Raw genomic sequence first — 20,025 nt, 5'->3', positions numbered from 1 at the left:
CCGGCTTACGCCGGTTTCGCCTGCCCGGCCTCCAGCGACGCCATTGCATCGGCCAGAATGGACTTCACCCGCTCGGCATCCGCCGGGGCCACGGCGCCCGGATTGAAATAAAGATCGAGCCCGGCCATCCGTTCCACCACGATGTCGCGCTTGCCGCTGCCCTCGTCCAGCACACGGTCCACCGCATAGGGCACGACCTGACGCGAAATCCCCTTCATCGTGATCGGCGTCAACTCATGGGCGATGACATCGCCCCGCACCAGCGCATAGGTTTCATAGCTGATGACGATCTGTCCGGGCGCTGCAATGGACTGCAGTCGCGCCGCAAGGTTCGCCTCCGCCCCGATGATGGTGTAGTCCATCCGGTCGTTGCTGCCGAAATTTCCGACATTGCAGAAGCCCGAATTGATGCCCATGCGGACCTGAAACGGCTCCTCGATTCCGGCATGACGCCATTTCGCGTTCAGCTCCGTGAGGCGGCGCTGCATTTCCCACGCCATCTTCAGGCAGGCCTGCGCATCCGCCACATCACCTTTGGTTTCGGGATCGCCGAAGAAGATCAGCATCGCATCGCCGATGAACTTGTCGATGGTGCCGCCATAGGACATCGCGATGGTGGACATCTCGGTGAAATATTCGTTCAACAGCTCCGTAATCAGTTCGGGTTGCAGCCGCTCCGTCGTCGCCGTGAAGTTCTGGATATCGGAAAAGAAGATCGTCAGCTTCTTGCGCTCGGTATGAATGGTGACATCCTTCCGGCCACTGAAAATGCTGGTGTAGATCTGCGGCGAGATATAGCGTGAAATCTTCATCGACAACGTCGCGAGGAAATCGTTCGCCGATTCAAGCTCCGTGTTCATGTGGCGGATCGTGCGGCTCTGCTTGAGTTGCAGGGTCAGGAACGAAATGCCGCTGACAGCCGCCAGCACGAAGTAGCCCAGCAGCCATTTGAACGAAAACATGTTCGCCGCGATTGGCTGGGAAATATCGATCTCCTGAATCGCGCGCACGTCGCCCACCTTCCAGTCGCGCTTCGGGCTTTCCGGATGCGTATTGTGGCAACTGACACAGGCCGGACCCATCGTCACTGGAACAATGTAGCGGACGCGATCATGAAACGGACTCCATTCCGAATGCACCAGCGCCTGCTTGGGGTTTTCTCGCAGGCTCGCGAGCGACGCCTTCTCAAATTCATCGAGCTTGTGCGGGGCCCGATTGGTGAAGGGATAGTCCGACACGAAGCGGTAATGGATATTCTTCTGCTGGTCGCTGATGACCGCACCGAGTTCGAGCGACAAGGTCGCGGGAATCGGAATCGCGCCCGGGATCTCTTCGTAATTGTGCACCACCTGCGTCGTGCCGGGTGAGGCGAGCACCCGCGCAACGATATTGCGAGCGTAATATCCCCGCACGCCGGTGATGACGGAATTCAGATCGCTCGCCTGCCGCCGCAGCGAACTTTCCGTCAGATTGGTGAGGTCCATCCAGACCGCGAGCGGCAGCGCCGCCAGCAACCCCGCAATGACAAGTCCCGCGACAATGCCGCGGGACTTCGCCCTCTTTGCAGCCTCTTCCATTGTGCCCCCCGACAGCAAACCGTTTGCGGCTTGCACTCACCATTGTTGGCCATGTCCGGGCGGCACGGCAAGCCGGAGATCAGGTCAGAACCTTGTATTTCCTGAACCAGGCCTGCATCTCGCCCCACGCCTGCTCGGCCTGCTCCTTGCGGTAGCTCGGCCGGTAATCGGCATGGAAGCCGTGCGGCGCGCCGGGGAAGATGTGGAATTCCGCAGTCTTTCCAGCGGCCGCCAGCGCAGCCTTCATCTGCTCGACCTGAGCGGGCGGAATGCCTTGATCCTCCGCGCCATAGAGGCCAAGCACAGGGGCCTTCATGTCGCCCGCCAACTGCATCGGGCTTTTTGGCCAGAGCGGGTTCGGCGGGTCGATCAGCGAACCGTAGAAAGCGACACCGGCCTTGAGCTGGCTGCTGTGGGCGGCGTATTCCCACACGCTGCGCCCGCCCCGGCAGAAGCCGACGATGCCGAGCCGGCCCGTATCGCCACCTTGCGATTTCGCCCACGCCGCCGTGGCGTCGAGGTCGGAGAGCAATTCGCTGTCCGGCTTAGCGTTGACGATCGGCATCAGCTTCGGAATTTCCGTGATCTTGGTGAGATCGACGCCCGCACGATAGTAATAATCCGGCGCCACCGCGAAGGCGCCGAGCTTGGCGAGGCGGCGCACCACATCCTTGATGTATTCGTGCAGCCCGAACACCTCCATCGCCACCAGAATGACGGGTGGGTTTTTCACACCGGCAGGCCGCGCGAAATAGCCGGGCATCTCCCCGCCCGCAACCTTGATGGCGGCAGGCCCGGTTTCGAGCCCGGTGGTGTCGGTCTTGATGACATCCGCCCGCACTGGGCCTGCAGCCAGCGTATAGCCTGCCGCCGCTGCGGCAGAGGCCGTCATGAATCCCCGCCGCGTCAAAGGCGCGACCCTGGTCAGGCCGATTTCATCCGAAGCCAATGCCGAATTCGATGTCATCTTGTACTCCCTCTGGGGCTATAGCCGAGCCGATCTTATGCCGCCTGCATCGGCGCGGTAAATCAACCACCTGAAATCGCCTCGGCCAAATCAACTGCCGGAGAGCAGCGGAAGATGCGGCATTATGCGCCCAGCAAAAAGCCCGCCTGTTCAGGCGGGCTTTTCAAATCCGATGGACGTCAGATGCGCCCCATCAATAGCAGGATTACAAGAATAATAATGACGAGACCAAGCCCGCCGCCGCCGTAATAGCCGGTGCCGTAGAACGGGCCGCCGCCAACGCCGCTGAAACCGCCAAGCAGAGCAATAATCAGAATAATCAGAATAATCGTGCCGAGTGACATATGGATCTCCTCAATCCCGTGACGTCACTCCAACAGGCCACGAAAAATTTCGTTCCCGAAAACGCAACCGCGGTTACGTATTCCAGTCCAATCAATGCGATACAATCCGCGACCGCAACGCTTCCGTGAGTCCGTTAACATCGATGTGAGCGTCCCACGCCTCAAGCGGCCATGGCAGCTTGCGCCGCCAGTTCGGGTGCTCATTGGTCGTGCCCGGCACATTCGGCTGATCCACCACGCCGAACAGATCCTCGATCGCAACGCCGAGGAGACGCGACGGGGTTTGGGCGAGATAGGACAATATCGACTCAAATCCCCTCGTCTCGCCACTCTTTATATCCAGCGCACGCTCAAGCAGACCGACGGCATTCTCGCGGTCGCCAAGGCTTTCGCCCGGATCGATGTGCAGCGATTGCTTGAGCGCGATGTCGTGCCCACTCCGCCAGCCCGCGAATGTCGCAAGATCATGCGTGCCGAACGTGACCAGCGCGCGTGCGGGGTAGCTGTCAGGCCCGTTGAACGCGCCGCCTTCGCCACGCTCGAAAACCAACACCCGGTAGGACCAGACCGCCCAATCGGCCAGCCTTTCGCGAAAGCCATCCGGCACCGTGCCGAGATCTTCCCCGATCATGATGCAGCGATGCGCGACGCTCTCGATCGCCACGCTCGCCAGCATGGCCTCGAACGGCATGCGGATGTAGACGCCGCGATTGGGCGGAAAGCCTGACGGCACCACGTAGATGCGGTTGAGCCCCAACACATGATCCAGCCGCACCGCGCCGGCATAGCGCATGGAAGCCGCCAGCATGTCGCGAAACGGCGCGAAGCTGCGCGCCTCCAACCCGGAAGTATTGAAGCCTGCGAGGCCCCAATCCTGCCCGGCGGTGTTGAGCTGGTCCGGCGGCGCGCCGACCGACAGCCGTCGTGAAATCGCGGCCTGCTCATTCCACGCATCGAACCCGCCGGACTTCACGCCGACGGCAATGTCGAGATAAAGCCCGACCGGGAGACCAAGCTCTTCGCCCAGCGCGGTGCAGGCCTGTAACTGCTCGTGCGCGCACCACTGCACGAATTCTGTAAAGACGATGTCGTCCGCATCATCGCCCCGGCGAAATTCCGCGAGCGTATTGTCATCCGGCTCCCGCCATGGCTCCGGCCACTCCCACCACGCGGCCCGGTATTTCCGGCGCAGCGCCTCGAAACAGGCGAAGCGTGACAACGTCTGTCCGCGCTGTTTGCGAAATGCATCAAAAGATGATGTGCGCTTGAGCGTGGTGCGCGCCTTGAATTGCGCGAAGGCTCGTCTCAATGCGCGCTGCTTCAAGGCGGCGACACCCGCATAATCCACCAGTTCGGAATTTTGCAGCCGCTCGATCTCCGCTCGGTTCTCTGCCGTGAAATATTCCGGTAATTCCGGCAGCGCCGCGACATCGATGTAGATGGAATTCAGAAACAGGCGGCTGTTCGGCGAATACGGGCTGCAATCCTCCGCCTCGTCATCGAACAACGCGTGCAACGGATTGAGGCCGACGCCTGCCGCGCCCAGGCTTGCCGCCCATCGCATCAAGGTCTGCAGGTCGGAGAAATCACCGATTCCCCAATTCCGGTGCGAGCGGATGCCATAGAGTTGCATCGCCAGAAGCCATCGACGATCGAACTCACCTTCATAGGCTCGCTCCGGTGCGACGATGAGAGATGTTTCCACCGCCTCGCTGTGCCGCCCGCGCAGACGATAGACCCCGAAAGGAAGCCGCGCCTCTGACGCCGCGCCGGATGATAAGATCAGGTGAGCATCGGAATCGAAGATCTGCCAGTTATGCAGATGCGACAGCCGCGTGACGAGATGATCGATATCCACACCATCCACGCAGCGGATGACAATCGGCGCGGACAACGACGGCGCCTGTCCCAACGCTTCCGCGACCTGATGGAAAGTCTGTTCGTCGATCGTATGGGTCTGTCCGGTGCCGTCGATAAAGCTCGCTTCGATCCCGTATCGGGACACTTTTTCAGACAAATCCATTCTGTCGCACCGGGGATGAAGGCAGGTCTCATGCATAGTTCGAGCTTACGGCTAACCTGCCACACTTAAATCCGTTCCAGGGGAACCATTCGTGACCTGCGCCATTGGTAAGGGACACCCACCCAATTCGCGACAAGGCGCCCCGGATGTCCGTGCTTCCGCCCATCAAAAAAGTTGAACAACAATCGGGCATCTTTCCGGCAACGTCCCCCGATAACGGTGTTTTTCATATCGAGGATGTTTTCCCCTGCGTTGACGATGGACGCTTCCCGGTGAAGCGCATCGCAGGCGAGCCGGTCGAGGTCTGGGCCGATATTTTCCGCGGCGGACACGACATCGTGGCCGCAGCCCTCTGCTGGCGGCTGGAAACGGACAACGAATGGCAGCGCGCGCCGATGCAACTGCACGGCAACGACCGCTGGACCGGCACGTTCACCCCACAAACCGTGGGCCGTCATCTCTATGTCATCGAGGCATGGACCGACGCCTTCGCGACATGGCGGCACGGCGTGATGGCGAAGATGGATGCCGGTCAGGACGTCTCACTCGACGCGCTGGAAGGTGCTGCGATGATGACGCGCGCCGATCCGCACGACAAGGCGAGCGCGCTGACGATTACGACGGCTTGCGAAGCCTTCCTGCAAAATGGAGACATCGCGTCTCTTTTGACGGACGAGGTCGAACAGGCGATGGCCGAAAGCCAGATTCGCACCGACCTGACGCAATCCAAGCCTTTCCCGCTGATGGTGGATCGTGCCCGCGCCGTGGAAGGCGCGTGGTACGAAATGATCCCGCGCAGCCAGGGCACGGTGCCGGGGCGGCACGGCACCTTCCGCGACTGCATCGCCCGCCTGCCCGACATCGCCGCGATGGGATTCGACGTGCTGTATTTCACGCCGATCCACCCGATCGGCCACACCAACCGCAAGGGCCGAAACAACGCGCTGAAGGCCGGACCGAACGACCCCGGCTCACCCTATGCGATCGGCGACGAGAGCGGCGGACACGATGCCATTCATCCCGAACTCGGAACGCTCGACGATTTCCGCGATCTCGTGCGCGAAGCCAAAAACCACGGGCTCGAGATCGCGCTCGACTTCGCCATCCAGTGCTCGCCCGATCACCCGTGGCTGAAGAACCATCCGAACTGGTTCAAGCGCCGCCCCGACGGCTCGATGCGCTATGCGGAAAACCCGCCGAAAAAATACGAAGACATCCACAACCCGGATTTCGAATCCGACGATGCGCAGGCGTTGTGGCATGCGCTGCGCGATGTGATCCGATTCTGGATCGATCAGGGCGTCGCCATTTTCCGCGTCGACAATCCACACACCAAGCCGTTCCCATTCTGGGAATGGCTGATCAAGGATATCCAGCTTCAGCATCCGAACGTGATTTTCCTCGCCGAGGCCTTCACCCGCCCGAAACTGATGAAGGGCCTTGCGAAGCTCGGCTTCTCGCAGTCCTACACCTACTTCACCTGGCGCACGTCGAAATGGGAAATGCAGGAGTATTTACGCGAACTCACCGGCTATCCCGAGCGCGAATATTACCGGCCGAACTTCTTCGTCAACACGCCGGATATCCTGCCTTATCATTTGCAGGGCGGCGAGCCGTGGATGTTCAAGTCGCGTGTCGCGCTCGCGGCGATGCTGTCGGCGAGTTACGGCATCTACAACGGCTTCGAGCTTCTTGAGCACGAGCCTATTCCGGGCAAGGAAGAATACCTCAACTCGGAAAAATACGAGATCAAGGTGCGGGATTGGAACGCACCCGGCAACATCAAGGACTACATCACAGCCATCAACATGGCGCGCCGCGCGAACCCTGCGCTGCGCCAGACCGCCCGTTTGAATTTTCTCGATATCGAGGACGGCAACGTCATCGCCTTTTCCAAATCGACAGCCGACGAAACAAATGTGGTGGTCGGCGCCATAGCAATGTCACGCGACCCGCACATTATCTGGCTGCCATTGGGAAACATCAATGTCCGCCACGATACGCAATTGCTACCGGTCGCGGCACTTGAAAACATCATCACCGGCGAACGCCACGGCGTGGAATGGGGCGGCGTTCATCTGCGTCTCGATCCCGCGCGCGACCCGGCCGCCCTCTTCCGTTGTCTGGCGTGAGGCCACGCCATGAACATCATGCCAGCCATTGCCGAGATGCCGCAAACAGAAGCCGACGAGCTTTGGTACAAGGACGCCGTCATCTACCAGTTGCACGTCAAGGCGTTCGCCGACAGCAACAATGACGGCATCGGTGATTTTCCAGGACTGACCGAAAAGCTCGATTATTTGCAGGAGTTGGGCGTCACCTGCCTGTGGCTGCTGCCGTTCTACCCCTCGCCTGGACGCGACGACGGCTACGACATCGCGGACTATGGCGCGATCAATCCCGACTTCGGCACCATGAAGGAATTCCGCCGCTTCATCACCGAGGCCAAGCGGCGCGGGCTGCGCGTCATCACCGAACTCGTCATCAACCACACCTCCGACCAGCACGTCTGGTTCAAGCGCGCGCGCCGCTCGCCTCCGGGATCGAGCGCCCGCAACTGGTATGTGTGGAGCGACACCGACCAGAAATATCTCGAGACCCGGATCATCTTCACCGACACCGAGAAGTCGAACTGGGCATGGGACGCGGAAGCCGGCGCCTACTACTGGCATCGCTTCTTTTCGCATCAGCCGGACCTCAATTTCGACAACCCGCGCGTGGTCAGTGCCGTCGTCCAGGTGATGAAGCGCTGGCTCGATGCCGGCGTCGACGGCTTCCGGCTCGATGCCATTCCCTATCTGTGCGAGCGCGAAGGCACCAACAACGAAAACCTTCCCGAGACGCATGCCGTCATCAAGCGGCTGCGCGCCGAACTCGACGCCTACGCCAAGGGCAAGGTGCTGCTCGCCGAGGCCAACCAGTGGCCGGAAGACGTGCAGCAATATTTCGGCGATGGCGACGAGTGCCACATGGCCTACCACTTCCCGCTGATGCCGCGCTTCTACATGGCGATCGCGCAGGAGGACCGCTTTCCCGTCACCGATATTCTGCGGCAGACGCCGGAAATCCACGATAACTGCCAGTGGGCGCTGTTCCTGCGCAACCACGACGAACTGACGCTCGAAATGGTGACGGACGTTGAGCGCGACTATCTGTGGTCCACCTACGCCAACGATCCGCGCGCGCGCATCAATGTAGGCATCCGCCGCCGCCTCGCGCCGCTGATGGACAATGACCGGCGCAAGATCGAACTGATGAACTCACTTCTGATGTCGTTCCCCGGCACGCCGATCATCTATTACGGCGACGAGATCGGCATGGGCGACAATATCTATCTCGGTGACCGTAACGGCGTCCGCACGCCGATGCAGTGGACACCGGATCGCAACGGCGGCTTCTCGCGCTCCGATCCCGCGCGGCTTTATGCGCCGCCGATCATGGACCCGGTCTACGGCTACGAATCCGTCAACGTCGAGGCGCAGTCGCGCAGCCTGTCGTCGCTGTTGAGCTGGACCAAGCGGCTGATCTCGGTACGCAAGACCAGCAAGGCGTTCGGGCGCGGCAGCATCACCTTCATCCGCCCGACCAACCGCGCCACCGTCGCTTACGTCCGCCAGTATGAGGACGAGACCATCCTGTGCATCGCCAACCTGTCGCGCTCGGCGCAGGCGACCGAACTCAATCTCGCGCCGTGGAAGGATCGCGTTCCGCTGGAAATGCTCGGCCGCACCACTTTCCCGGCCATCGGCGAACTGCCTTATCTCATCACGCTCGCGCCCTACGGCTTCTACTGGTTCAAGCTGGAAGAAAAGCAGCCCGAGCCGTCGAAGCACGAACCTTTCCCTGAATTCGAGACGCTGGTGGTGCCGGCGGGCTCCACATGGGTCACGCTGGAGCGGACCCGCCGCATCTTCGAGCGTGACGTACTGCCCGTGCATCTGGCGCGCACCCGCTGGTTCCCCCAGCGCTCCGCCTATGCGATCAGCACCAAGGTCACCTCCGCCATCCCCGTGACGGAGGATGGCGCATCCCGTTCATGGCTTGCGATTTTCGAATCCATGCAGCACGGCAAGATGCAACGCTACACGCTGCCGATCCGCGTCGACTGGGTGAGATTCGACCGCGAACGCTACAACCCCAATGCGCTTGCCGCCGTCCGCCAGGCCGCGCGCGAAGGCACGCTGTTCGATGTCGCGACCGACAAGGAATTCATCGAACTGGTGCTCGACAATGTGCGTCACAATCGCACCACCACGAACGGCGTCGACAAACTGCTGTTCGAGCCGACCGCGAAACTCCTCCAGGAGCCAGAAGTCAAAATCGAAAACGTCCACGCGGTCGAGACCGAGCAATCCAACAGCACGAGTCTTGTCGACGAATCTTTCGTCGTGAAGCTCTATCGGCGGATCGAAGCAGGTATCAATCCCGAGATCGAGATGGGCCGCTTCCTCACTGATGTCGTGGGTTTCGCCAACACGCCCGATTTGCTCGGCAGCGTCGAGCTTGTGGAGGGAGGCAGGCATTCGGCCGTGGCCATCATCCACCGTCTCATACCCAACCAGGGCGATGCCTGGTCGGTGGCGGCCAGCTATCTCGACCGCTTCGTGGAAGAACGCCGCCTGCTCAGCGCCGAGGAAAAGAAATCCGAAAGCTCCGAGCAGATCAATTCGCTGCGCTACATGACCCAGATCGGCCGGCGCGTCGCGGAAATGCAGATGGCGCTGGCGAGTCGCCCCGACATCCCGGATTTCGCTCCGGAGCCCGCGACCGCGGATGACCTGAAATTGTGGCGCGAGCATTTCAACGCGAGCGTCACGCGCGTTTTCGAGGGCCTTCAGCAACATCGCGCGACCGCCAAGGAACACGACCGCAAGCTGATCGACGCTTTGCTGCATTATCGCGACGACCTGCCCGATCTCACCGCGTCGTTCCTGACCGAACCGCAGCAGATCCTGAAAGCGCGTCATCATGGTGACCTGCACCTGGGCCAATTGCTGATCGCCAAGGATGACATTCTGATCATCGATTTCGAGGGCGAGCCACGCCGCTCGCTCGCGGAACGCCGCCGCAAGGCTCCCGCCGCGCGCGATGTCGCCGGACTTCTGCGATCGATCGACTATGCCGCAGGCGCCGCCATGATGCGCGCGCGTGCCGCAGTCCCCGACGATGGCATCAACACGCTGTCCGCCGATCTCGAAACCTGGCGCGACATCGCGGCGGAGACGTTCCTGTTCGCCTATCGCGAGAGTGTGACCGACGCCCGGCTGTGGCCGCAGAATTCGCTGGCAGCAGAGCGGCTGTTGAAATTCTTTCTGCTGGAAAAAGTGTTCTACGAGATCGGATACGAACTCGCACATCGCCCCGACTGGCTGAGCGTTCCGCTTGACGGCGCGCTCCGCATTCTTGCGAGCGAAACGGAAGTTGACACATGACTCTCTCCGCCGAAGCCTATGCCATCCTTGAAGGTCGCCATTCCGACCCGTTTCGCTATCTGGGCCTGCACCCGGAGGACGGGCATAATGTCGTGCGCGCTTTCCTGCCTCACGCCTCGCAGGTCGAAGCCATCGACGAACAGGGGCATCGTGCCGAGCTGTCGCGGCTGCACGACGCAGGCCTGTTCGAAGGAGCGCTGCCGAAAGACGTCGGCACCTACCGCTTGCGCGCCAATTACGGCGACAACGTCGTGGAGCTGCACGATCCCTATCGCTTTTCGCCGGTGCTGAGTGAATTCGATCTCTACCTGCTCGGTGAAGGCCGCCACCAGCAGCTTTACGACAAGCTCGGCGCTCACCCTATGACGCTGGAAGGCGTGCGCGGCGTTGCCTTCGTCGTGTTCGCGCCGAACGCCAAGCGCGTCAGCGTGGTCGGTGACTTCAATTACTGGGACAACCGCCCGCACGCCATGCGTGTGCGCGGCAACGGCTATTGGGAAATCTTCATCCCCGGCATCACCACGGGCAACCGTTACAAGTTCGACGTGGCTGGTCCGCATGGCGAGCAGTTGCCGCTGAAAGCCGATCCGCTCGCATTTCAGGCAGAGCTTCGTCCCAACACCGCTTCCATCATTTTCGACGAGAGCAAACTCGCGCCCCAAATAGCCCCGCCTGCGAAGGCCAACGCTCTCGCCTCGCCGATGTCGATCTACGAGGTCCACCTCGGCTCATGGCGACGGAGGGACGGCAATGAGTGGCTGACCTACCGCGAGCTGGCCGAGACGCTGCCGAAATACGCGCGCGACATGGGCTTCACCCATATCGAACTGCTGCCGGTCAGCGAGCATCCGTTTGACGGCTCATGGGGCTACCAGCCGACCGGCCTGTTCGCGCCGACAAGCCGGTTCGGCTCGCCCGATGATTTCGCGGCGTTCGTCGAGGCCTGCCATGAGGAAGGGCTCGCGCTGCTGCTTGACTGGGTGCCGGGCCACTTCCCCGATGACCGCCACGGCCTCGGCTATTTCGACGGCACCGCGCTTTACGAACACGCCAACCCGCTACAGGGCCGCCATCTCGACTGGGGCACGCTGATCTACAATTACGGCCGCACGGAAGTGACCAATTTCCTGGTGTCGAATGCGCTGTTCTGGCTGGAGCGTTACGGCGTCGACGGCCTGCGCGTCGATGCCGTCGCCTCCATGCTCTATCTCGATTACAGCCGCCCGCCCGGCGGATGGATTCCGAACAAATATGGCGGCCGCGAAAACATCGAAGCCATCGAATTCCTGCGCCGCTTCAACACCGAAGTATTCGCGAAATTTCCGCACGCGACGACCGCCGCCGAAGAGTCCACCGCATGGCCGCAGGTGTCGCGCCCTGTCGAGTTCGGCGGGCTCGGCTTCGGCTACAAATGGAACATGGGCTGGATGCACGACACGCTGGACTACATCAGCAAGGACCCGATCCACCGCAAATATCATCACGACCAGATCCTGTTCGGCCTGCATTACGCGTTCTCGGAAAACTTCATCCTGCCGCTGTCGCATGACGAAGTCGTCCATGGCAAACGCTCGATTCTCGGTCGCATGCCCGGTGACGACTGGCAGCGTTTCGCCAATCTGCGCGCCTACTACGCTTTCATGTTCGCCCATCCCGGCAAGAAGCTGATGTTCATGGGCTCGGAATTCGGGCAGGAGCGCGAATGGGATCACGATCACTCGCTCGACTGGCATCTGCTCGATCAGGATCGTCATCGCGGCATTCAGGCTCTGGTGCGCGACCTCAACAATCTCTACCGCCAGTTGCCTGCGCTGCACGAACTGGACTGTGATCCCGCCGGATTCGAGTGGCTCGTCACCAACGATGCCGACCACAACGTGTTCGCCTGGATGCGCAAGGGCAATGCTCCGCGCCAGCGCTGCCTCGTCGTGGTGAATTTCTCGCCCAATCTCTATGAGGATTATCGCGTCCGGGTGCCCTTCCCCGGCCGATGGCGTGAGGTGTTCAACTCCGACTCCGCGCATTACGGCGGCAGTAATAAAGGCAATGTCGGAGGCCGCGAGACGCTGGAAGGTCTTGTGCCGCACCTCGATCTTACCATTCCGCCGCTCGCCGCCATCTATCTCGTGCCGGACGGCGAATGATGCGCCTGTCCGCCGGCACGCATACCCGTCTTGGTTCGACCTGGGACGGCCGGGGCACCAATTTCGCATTGTTCTCAGCGAACGCGCAGAGCGTCGAACTATGTCTGTTCGACAATCAGGGCCGCCGCGAAATCGAGCGCATCGCGTTGCCCGAACGCACCGAAGACGTCTGGCACGGCTATCTCAACGACGTGTCGCCGGGCCAGCTCTATGGCTATCGCGTTCATGGCCCATACGCCCCGGACCACGGCCATCGCTTCAATTGCCACAAGCTATTGATCGATCCTTACGCCAAGCGCCTCGCCGGGCGCCTTGTCTGGAGCGACGCGCATTTCGGTTATCGCACCGGCAGTTCGCGCGAGGATCTGTCGTTCGACCGCCGCGACAATGCCCGCGGCATGCCGAAGGCTGTCGTGATCGACGAAACCTTCAACTGGGGGCGCCGCGAGAACCGGCCGAACGTGGCATGGGCCGACACCATTATCTATGAGGCACACGTCAAGGGATTGACCCAGACCCGCGACGGCGTGCCGCCGCATCTGCGCGGCACATTCGGCGCGCTGTCGTGCCCCGCCGTGGTCGATCACCTCAAGCGTCTCGGCGTCACCACCATCGAGCTTCTGCCGATCCACGGTTTCGTCGACGACCGCCATCTCGTGGAGAAAAAGCTCTCCAACTACTGGGGCTATAACTCCATCGCCTTCTTCGCGCCCGAAGCGCGTTATGCCAACAACAGCGCGCTGGATTCCTTCCGCACCGCCGTGGCGCGGCTGCACGACGCCGGAATCGAGGTGATGCTCGATGTGGTCTATAATCACACCGCCGAAGGAAACCACCTCGGCCCGACGCTGTCATTCCGTGGCATCGACAACTTGTCCTATTACTGGCTGATGCCGGACAAGCCGCGCTTCTATGACGACTTCACCGGCACCGGCAATTCGCTCAACCTCTCCCATCCGCGTGTGTTGCAGATGGTGATGGATTCGCTGCGCTACTGGGTCGAGGTCTGCCATGTCGACGGCTTCCGCTTCGATCTCGCCAGCACGCTGGCACGCGGACCAAACGGCTTCGACCGTGGCGGCGCATTCCTCACCGCCGTGCGGCAAGACCCGGTGCTGGCCACCGTGAAGCTGGTGGCCGAGCCGTGGGACGTCGGCCTCGGCGGTTATCAGGTCGGCGCGTATCCCTCGCAATGGTCGGAGTGGAACGACCGTTATCGCTCCACGCTGCGTCGCTATTGGGCGGGCGAAGGCAGCCTGCTCGGCGACCTCGGCCGCCGCATGACGGGCTCGTCCGACCTGTTCAATCATGACGGCCGCACGCCGCAGGCGAGCATCAACCACATCACGGTGCATGACGGCTTCACCCTGATGGACCTGTTCAGCTACAACGAGAAACACAACGAAGCCAACGGCGAAGACAACCGTGACGGCTCCAACGACAATCACAGCAACAATTGCGGCCATGAAGGCCCGACCGACGACGAAGCCATCGTCGCGCTGCGGCGACAATTGCGGAAGAACCAGCTCGCCTGCCTGTTCCTCGCGCAAGGCGTACCGCTGCTGCTGGCCGGCGATGAGGCCGGCAACAGCCAGCAGGGCAACAACAACGCCTATTGTCAGGACAACGAGATCGGCTGGGTGAACTGGAACGGCGTCGGGCAGGACGGCGACGATCTCACCGATTTCATCGGCAAGCTGACCGCGCTGCGCGCTCACTTTCCGCAACTGCGCTCTCGCCAATGGGTTGACGGATTGAAGGCGGACGGAACCTACGGCGTGTTGTGGCTGACGCCGCAGGCCAACGAGATGGAGGAAGCCGACTGGAATTTTCCGGAAGGGCGATTTCTCTCTTACGTGCTCGGTCCCAAGGAACAAGGCGAGCCGCCATTGTTTATCGTGCTGAACGCCGCACCCGAGCCGATCGAGTTCACTTTGCCGAAGCTGCCCGAATATACAAAATGGTCTTGCGTGCTTGATACCACCACGCCGGAAGCGAACGGCAGCGTTGCATCCGGCACCACGGCAAACGCGCCTCCGCGATCGGTGCTGGCATTCTCGGGGGCTGCATGAATGGCTCCTCCTTCGGCCCACGGCTAACTTCCGACGGCGTTACGTTCCGGCTCTGGGCGCCCGCCGCGAAACGGGTCGATGTCCTGCTCGATGGCGCGACGCATGAGATGCAGCGTGAAAGCGAAGGGTGGTTTACACGAGAGGTTGCGGAGATTGGCGCGGGCACGCGCTATCGCTTCCTGATCGACGGCGAAACGGAAGTGCCAGATCCCGCCTCGTCCTTCCAGCCGGAAGATATCGCCGGCCCCAGCGAAGTGATCGATCATCACAGCTACAACTGGCGCGCCACGAACTGGCGCGGGCGGCCGTGGGAAGACGCCGTCTTTCTCGAGACTCATATCGGCACGTTCACGCCGGAAGGCACCTGTCGCGCGATGATCGGCAAGCTCGACCATCTGGTCGAGACCGGCATCACCGCGCTGGAATTGATGCCGGTGGCGGATTTTCCCGGCCGCTGGAACTGGGGCTATGACGGCGCGCTGTGGTACGCGCCGGATTCCAGTTATGGCCGCCCCGACGATCTCAAAGCGCTGATCGACAAAGCGCACCTGCGCGGACTGATGGTATTTCTCGATGTCGTCTACAACCACTTCGGGCCGGAGGGGAATTATCTTGGCCTCTACGCGCCACCCTTCTTCTCACCAGCGCAGACTCCGTGGGGCAACGCGATCGATTATCGCGTGCCACAAGTACGCAAATTCGCGGTCGAGAACGCGCTGCACTGGCTGCGTACCTACCGCTTCGACGGACTGCGGCTGGATGCCGTGCACGCAATCGAGACGGCAGAGGATCTGCTGCTGCGCGATATCAGCGTGGCCGCCGGTGCGCTCGCGCGCAGCAGCGGCCGGCACATCCATCTCGTACTGGAGAACGACGATAATCGTGCCAGCCTGCTCGACCCATTCGCTGACCCGCCTGTGGGAAAATATCGCGCGCAGTGGAATGACGACTACCACCACGCCTGGCATGTTTTACTGACCAGCGAAAAATTCGGCTACTATCAGGACTATCAGCCGCCGCTGCCTTATCTCGTTCGCGCGCTTGAGTCCGGCTTCGCCTATCAGGGCGAGCCGTCAACGCATCGTGACAACGCCCTGCGCGGCGAGCCGAGCGGCAATCTCTCGCCCGCCGCCTTCGTGAACTTTATTCAGAACCACGACCAGATCGGCAACCGCGCACTTGGCGACCGGCTTGCCGCTCACCCCGCGGCCATCGAGGCCGCGCTGGCGATCACCCTGCTCGCGCCGATGCCGCCAATGATGTTCATGGGCGAGGAATGGGGCGCGACGACCCCCTTTCCGTTTTTCTGCGATTTCCAAGGCGATCTCGCGCAAGCCGTGCGCGACGGGCGGCGTCGCGAATTCAAAAAGGCTTATGAGGCGTTCGGAGACGAAATCCCCGATCCACTCGCTCAAGCCAGCTTCATCTCCGCGAAATTGAACTGGCAGGACTTGCAAAAGCCTGATGGGCAGCGCCGGCACGATCTCATGCGCAGGCTGCTCGCCGTTCGGCGGCAACATATCGTCCCACATTTGCGCGCGGCGTCTTTCGAAGAAGCCTCTTTCGAGCCGGACGGCGTTCTGTTTGCATCATGGACTCTGGGTGATCGGCTTCTGACGCTGACGGCCAACCTTTCATCCGAACCGAGCGCAAAAGAAACACCGCGCGGCGGGCACATGATCTGGGGCGAACCCGGCGTCTTCGCACCATGGGGGGTCTGCTGGACAATGGAGCCCATATGAGGAAGCCCATGTGATGCCATCTGCGATTCCACGCGCCACCTACCGGCTGCAACTCAACGAAAATTTCACGTTCGACGATGCCGCCGCTGTCGTCCCTTATCTGAAGGCGCTCGGCATCAGCCATGTCTATGCTTCGCCCTTCCTGAAAGCGCGCGCGCACAGCCAGCACGGCTACGACATTGTCGATCACAATGTCCTCAACCCCGAACTGGGAGGCGAAGCCGCCTTCGAGCGATTCAGCAGCACACTGAAACAGAACGATCTCGGCTTGATCCTCGATTTCGTGCCCAATCATATGGGCGTGCATTTCGCCGATAACCCATGGTGGCTCGACGTGCTGGAATGGGGCGAGACGTCGCCCTATGCGGATTTTTTCGATATCGATTGGGATCTCTTACCCTATCGCACCAAGGGTGGCGTGCTGCTGCCGATCCTCGGCACCTCTTACGGCAAGGCGCTGGATGGCGGCGAGATCGAACTGCGCTACGACGCTAAGGAAGGCAGCTTCTCCGCCTGGTACTACGAACACCGGCTTCCCATCGCACCTGAACGTTACAGCGAGATCCTGCGCGTCATCGTCGGCGAAGCGCAAGCCGAACACGATGTTGCCGGACGCGCCATTCTCGATCTGGCCACGCGCTATACCGGTTTGCGCCGCCCCAATCGCCTGGAAGCGCCCGCCTTCAAGGCTGCGTTGCGCGCCATCGATGGCGCGGACGCGATCATCACGCGCGGCCTCGGCGCCTACCGTGCGGGCAAAGGGCGCGAAGCGCAAACAAAAGCATTGCACTATCTCCTCGAACGGCAGCACTACAGGCTCGGCCACTGGCGGCTTGCGACCAGCGAGATCAACTATCGCCGCTTCTTCGACATCAATACGCTCGCCGGATTGCGGGTTGAAAATCTCCAGACATTCAAGGCTATTCACGCTCTTGTCCGGCGGCTGGTGGCCGAAGGCAAATTGCAAGGCATTCGCCTCGATCACATCGATGGGCTTCGCGACCCCGCGCAATATTGCCAGCGCCTGCTGCGGTTGATCCGGGAAGCGCAGGGAGAAACCCGCGAGCCGTTCTATCTGGTGATGGAAAAGATTCTCGGCGAAGGCGAAAGCCTGCCGAAATTCGCGGGCATGCAGGGCACCACCGGCTATGAATGGCTCAACCTGATCTCCCGTGTCCTGCTGGACAATAACGGCCTCGACACACTCGACGAGACATGGCGGCAGGCGAGCAACATCGCGCCGAGTTTTGATCCCGTGCTGCGGGCCGCCAAGCAGCGCGTGATGGAAACGCTACTCGCGAGCGAATTCACCGTGCTGGCGCGGCTTCTGGCGCGCATCGCCGGCGGCCACTACGCGACCCGCGATTTTTCCGCAGACAGCCTGCGGCAGGCGCTGGAATTGTATGTGCTGCATTTTCCGGTCTATCGCACCTACATCACGGCGGGCGGCCCTGCACCGAACGACCGCGCGGTGATCGCGGACACCATTGAGAAGGCGAGAGCCGACTGGTTCGGGGCCAATGAGGGCATTTTCGATTTCCTGCAAGATGTCCTTACGCTCGACCTTGTCGCGCCGGAGCGCGCGACCCGTCGAGCCACCCATGGCCGAAACCGCGTCCGGCGCTTTGCGTTGAAGGTGCAGCAGTTCACCGGGCCGATGATGGCGAAGTCGCTGGAGGACACCGCCTTCTACCGCTACCACCGGTTGCTCGCGCTGAACGAGGTCGGCGGCGATGCCGCCGCGACCTCGCTTCCCGTGAAAACGTTTCACGACGCCATGCAGGCGCGTGCCAAGGATTCACCTCACGGCATGACGGCAACGGCCACGCACGACACCAAGCGCGGCGAGGATGCCCGTGCTCGCCTCCTTGTGCTGTCGGAGCTGGCTGGAGAATGGGCAAGCCTTGTCGGGCGCTGGAAATCGTTCAACGCCCGCCACATTGTTACTGAGGGCAACATGCGCGCGCCCTCGCCCGCCTTCGAATACATGCTTTATCAGGCTCTGATCGGCGCATGGCCGCAAACCATCGATGCCGACTTTCTCGCCCGCATGAAAGCCTACGCGATCAAAGCGGCGCGCGAGGCGAAGGCCGAAACAAGCTGGCTCAATCCGCAACCCGCCTACGAACGTGGCGTGGAGATTTTTCTGGAGCGGATTCTCGATGCGGGCCAATCACCCGAATTCCTGCCGTCGATCGATTCCTTTGCCCGGCGCGTATCGCTGATCGGCATTCTCAACTCGCTGTCGCAACTCACGCTCAAGGCGATGATGCCGGGCGTGCCGGACTTCTATCAGGGCACGGAATTCTGGGATTACTCTCTCGTCGATCCCGACAACCGCCGCCCCGTCGATTTCAAGGCGCGCGAAACGGCGCTTGCGGACGTCGCAACGGAGCCGCGCTGGAGCGAACTGATTGCCCATGTCACCGATGGCCGCATCAAACTCGCATGGACCCGGCATCTATTGGCATTGCGCAACGCTCATCCCGATGTGTTCGGGAACGGCAGTTATCTGCCGCTGGAGGTCACCGGCCCACATCGCGATTACGTCATCGCGTTCGCGCGTGTTCACCGCAAGGAAGCAGTGATCGTCGCGGCGAGGCGATGGTTTGCGCCATTCACTGACGGGGGCCGCACATGGCCGAACGGAGCCATCGAAGGCGTTGTCAAAATCGACGGATTTCATGTGAACGGCGCAACCCGCGCCGAATTGCCCCTCAGCGAGCTGTTCGCTACCCTTCCGGTCGCGGCGCGCGAAGCCACGGTCAAACGCACACATAAAAAGGCCGCCCGGGATCATGGCCGGGCGGCCTAGCGGACGTTGTGCCGACTCAAAGGTCTGGTTCCCTTCCCCCGCGGATCGCGATTATTTGCTGACCCTTGCGGAATTCAATCACTCCAAAGGCCAATATCGCGCCCTCTTCACAGCTTTCCGGCGGCAAAGCATTGCTTCGCACAAACGCATCCGCTTGCGGTTTCAAATATCGGGAATATCTCAGGAGAGAATCAGGAGATCGCAGAGTGTCGAAGCCGCTTGTCGTTTCAATTCCCCACAACCTCGGCCGCGAGGAAGCCGTCCGCCGCATGAAAAGCGGCCTCGCCGGTGCCCGCACGCAATACGGCCATTTGCTCACCGTGAACGAGGAAACCTGGAACGACAACCAGTTGACCTTCCGCGTCACCGCGCTGGCGCAGGCCGTCAGCGGCAACATCGATGTCGCGGACGATCACGTGCGGCTTGAGGTGATGCTGCCCTGGCTGCTGGCGAAACTCGCCGAGCGCGCGCAGGCCGTGATCGGCGATAAGGGCCGCCTGATGCTGGAGAAGAAATAAAGCGAACAAAAAAAGCCGGCTGCACGCGCAGCCGGCTTTTCGCCTTTCACCCAATCACTGATAGGCTGTCGCCAGATAGTCCACGATCTTCGGAATATCGTTCGCCTCGATCGGCGCGCCGTAGACCTTGATCATCTTGTTGACCTCGGCGGTCCAGAAGTCCTTGCCGAACTTCGGGCCACGCGGCTGAGTCTGGACGTAGTCGGCCGAGTGGCAGCCGGTGCAATTGGCCTGGACCACGTCGAGATTCGGTCCCGGCTTGAACTGCGCGGTTTCCTGGGGGAGCTTGATGCTGACCGGTTTGGCTTGCAGGCCGCTCACAGCCATCACAAATCCCGCAGCCGCACCCAGCGCGGCGAGACGGGTGACAATCCTGAACATGCTCATGATG

At 61.4% G+C, this 20,025-nt stretch carries 12 protein-coding genes; 7 read left to right on the top strand and 5 right to left on the bottom strand.

Annotated elements, in window-relative coordinates; all coding sequences use genetic code 11:
* Positions 1-5 precede the first annotated feature (5 nt).
* From AFIDRAFT_RS14480 to malQ, 4 genes are all read right to left on the bottom strand, one after another.
* Positions 6-1,577: an adenylate/guanylate cyclase domain-containing protein gene (locus tag AFIDRAFT_RS14480; protein ID WP_009340273.1), complete on the bottom strand. Its 1,572-nt coding sequence runs from the start codon at positions 1,575-1,577 to the stop codon at positions 6-8.
* 79 nt (positions 1,578-1,656) lie between these two features.
* A complete protein-coding gene (locus AFIDRAFT_RS14475) occupies positions 1,657-2,469 on the bottom strand; it encodes a dienelactone hydrolase family protein (RefSeq protein WP_492951782.1) in 813 nt (270 codons plus the stop codon).
* Positions 2,470-2,723: 254 nt separating this feature from the next.
* Positions 2,724-2,888, bottom strand: a complete 165-nt coding sequence (locus AFIDRAFT_RS19570; protein WP_009340271.1) for a DUF3309 family protein — start codon at positions 2,886-2,888, stop codon at positions 2,724-2,726.
* Positions 2,889-2,979: 91 nt separating this feature from the next.
* Positions 2,980-4,911: a 4-alpha-glucanotransferase gene (gene malQ / locus AFIDRAFT_RS14470; protein ID WP_009340270.1), complete on the bottom strand. Its 1,932-nt coding sequence runs from the start codon at positions 4,909-4,911 to the stop codon at positions 2,980-2,982.
* A 146-nt stretch (positions 4,912-5,057) separates the two neighbouring features.
* On the opposite strand from malQ, the gene AFIDRAFT_RS14465 reads away from it, so the two are divergent.
* The 7 genes from AFIDRAFT_RS14465 to AFIDRAFT_RS14435 all read left to right on the top strand — a co-directional run bounded on the left by AFIDRAFT_RS14465 (position 5,058) and on the right by AFIDRAFT_RS14435 (position 19,634).
* The gene (locus tag AFIDRAFT_RS14465) at positions 5,058-7,043 is read left to right on the top strand and encodes an alpha-1,4-glucan--maltose-1-phosphate maltosyltransferase (RefSeq protein ID WP_009340269.1); all 1,986 of its coding nucleotides are present in this window, start codon (positions 5,058-5,060) and stop codon (positions 7,041-7,043) included.
* 9 nt (positions 7,044-7,052) lie between these two features.
* Positions 7,053-10,343, top strand: coding sequence for a maltose alpha-D-glucosyltransferase (gene treS / locus AFIDRAFT_RS14460; RefSeq protein ID WP_009340268.1), 3,291 nt, complete (start codon positions 7,053-7,055; stop codon positions 10,341-10,343).
* On the top strand, positions 10,340-12,487 hold the full coding sequence (glgB, locus tag AFIDRAFT_RS14455; protein ID WP_009340267.1) for a 1,4-alpha-glucan branching protein GlgB: 2,148 nt from the start codon (positions 10,340-10,342) through the stop codon (positions 12,485-12,487). The genes treS and glgB overlap by 4 nt, the downstream gene beginning before the upstream one ends.
* Complete coding sequence (gene glgX, locus AFIDRAFT_RS14450; protein WP_009340266.1) at positions 12,487-14,559, top strand: glycogen debranching protein GlgX; 2,073 nt, start codon at positions 12,487-12,489, stop codon at positions 14,557-14,559. The genes glgB and glgX overlap by 1 nt, the downstream gene beginning before the upstream one ends.
* On the top strand, positions 14,556-16,301 hold the full coding sequence (gene treZ / locus AFIDRAFT_RS14445) for a malto-oligosyltrehalose trehalohydrolase (protein ID WP_009340265.1): 1,746 nt from the start codon (positions 14,556-14,558) through the stop codon (positions 16,299-16,301). The genes glgX and treZ overlap by 4 nt, the downstream gene beginning before the upstream one ends.
* Before the next feature lie 13 nt (positions 16,302-16,314).
* Positions 16,315-19,116: a malto-oligosyltrehalose synthase gene (gene treY / locus AFIDRAFT_RS14440; protein WP_009340264.1), complete on the top strand. Its 2,802-nt coding sequence runs from the start codon at positions 16,315-16,317 to the stop codon at positions 19,114-19,116.
* A gap of 206 nt (positions 19,117-19,322) precedes the next feature.
* On the top strand, positions 19,323-19,634 hold the full coding sequence (locus AFIDRAFT_RS14435) for a polyhydroxyalkanoic acid system family protein (RefSeq protein WP_009340263.1): 312 nt from the start codon (positions 19,323-19,325) through the stop codon (positions 19,632-19,634).
* Positions 19,635-19,688: 54 nt separating this feature from the next.
* Here the strand turns inward: AFIDRAFT_RS14435 and sorB are convergent, their stop codons facing one another.
* Positions 19,689-20,021 carry a SorB family sulfite dehydrogenase c-type cytochrome subunit gene (gene sorB, locus AFIDRAFT_RS14430; RefSeq protein ID WP_009340262.1) on the bottom strand — a complete coding sequence of 111 codons (333 nt, stop codon included), beginning with the start codon at positions 20,019-20,021 and terminating at the stop codon, positions 19,689-19,691.
* Positions 20,022-20,025 lie beyond the last annotated feature (4 nt).

Source organism: Afipia sp. 1NLS2 (assembly GCF_000178995.1).
In the GTDB taxonomy this organism is placed as follows: Bacteria; Pseudomonadota; Alphaproteobacteria; order Rhizobiales; family Xanthobacteraceae; genus Afipia.
The sequence above is the reverse complement of the archived record's forward strand: the minus strand, read 5'-3'. Positions and strand labels throughout refer to the sequence as shown.

Bases quoted from the DNA above. Each gene is read 5' to 3' on its own strand.
- AFIDRAFT_RS19570 (WP_009340271.1), bottom strand. From the start codon at position 2,888: ATGTCACTCGGCACGATTATTCTGATTATTCTGATTATTGCTCTGCTT.
- AFIDRAFT_RS14475 (WP_492951782.1), bottom strand. From the start codon at position 2,469: ATGACGGCCTCTGCCGCAGCGGCGGCAGGCTATACGCTGGCTGCAGGC.
- glgX (WP_009340266.1), top strand. From the start codon at position 12,487: ATGCGCCTGTCCGCCGGCACGCATACCCGTCTTGGTTCGACCTGGGAC.
- AFIDRAFT_RS14465 (WP_009340269.1), top strand. From the start codon at position 5,058: ATGTCCGTGCTTCCGCCCATCAAAAAAGTTGAACAACAATCGGGCATC.
- treZ (WP_009340265.1), top strand. From the start codon at position 14,556: ATGAATGGCTCCTCCTTCGGCCCACGGCTAACTTCCGACGGCGTTACG.
- AFIDRAFT_RS14480 (WP_009340273.1), bottom strand. From the start codon at position 1,577: ATGGAAGAGGCTGCAAAGAGGGCGAAGTCCCGCGGCATTGTCGCGGGA.
- sorB (WP_009340262.1), bottom strand. From the start codon at position 20,021: ATGAGCATGTTCAGGATTGTCACCCGTCTCGCCGCGCTGGGTGCGGCT.
- treY (WP_009340264.1), top strand. From the start codon at position 16,315: ATGCCATCTGCGATTCCACGCGCCACCTACCGGCTGCAACTCAACGAA.
- glgB (WP_009340267.1), top strand. From the start codon at position 10,340: ATGACTCTCTCCGCCGAAGCCTATGCCATCCTTGAAGGTCGCCATTCC.
- treS (WP_009340268.1), top strand. From the start codon at position 7,053: ATGAACATCATGCCAGCCATTGCCGAGATGCCGCAAACAGAAGCCGAC.
- malQ (WP_009340270.1), bottom strand. From the start codon at position 4,911: ATGGATTTGTCTGAAAAAGTGTCCCGATACGGGATCGAAGCGAGCTTT.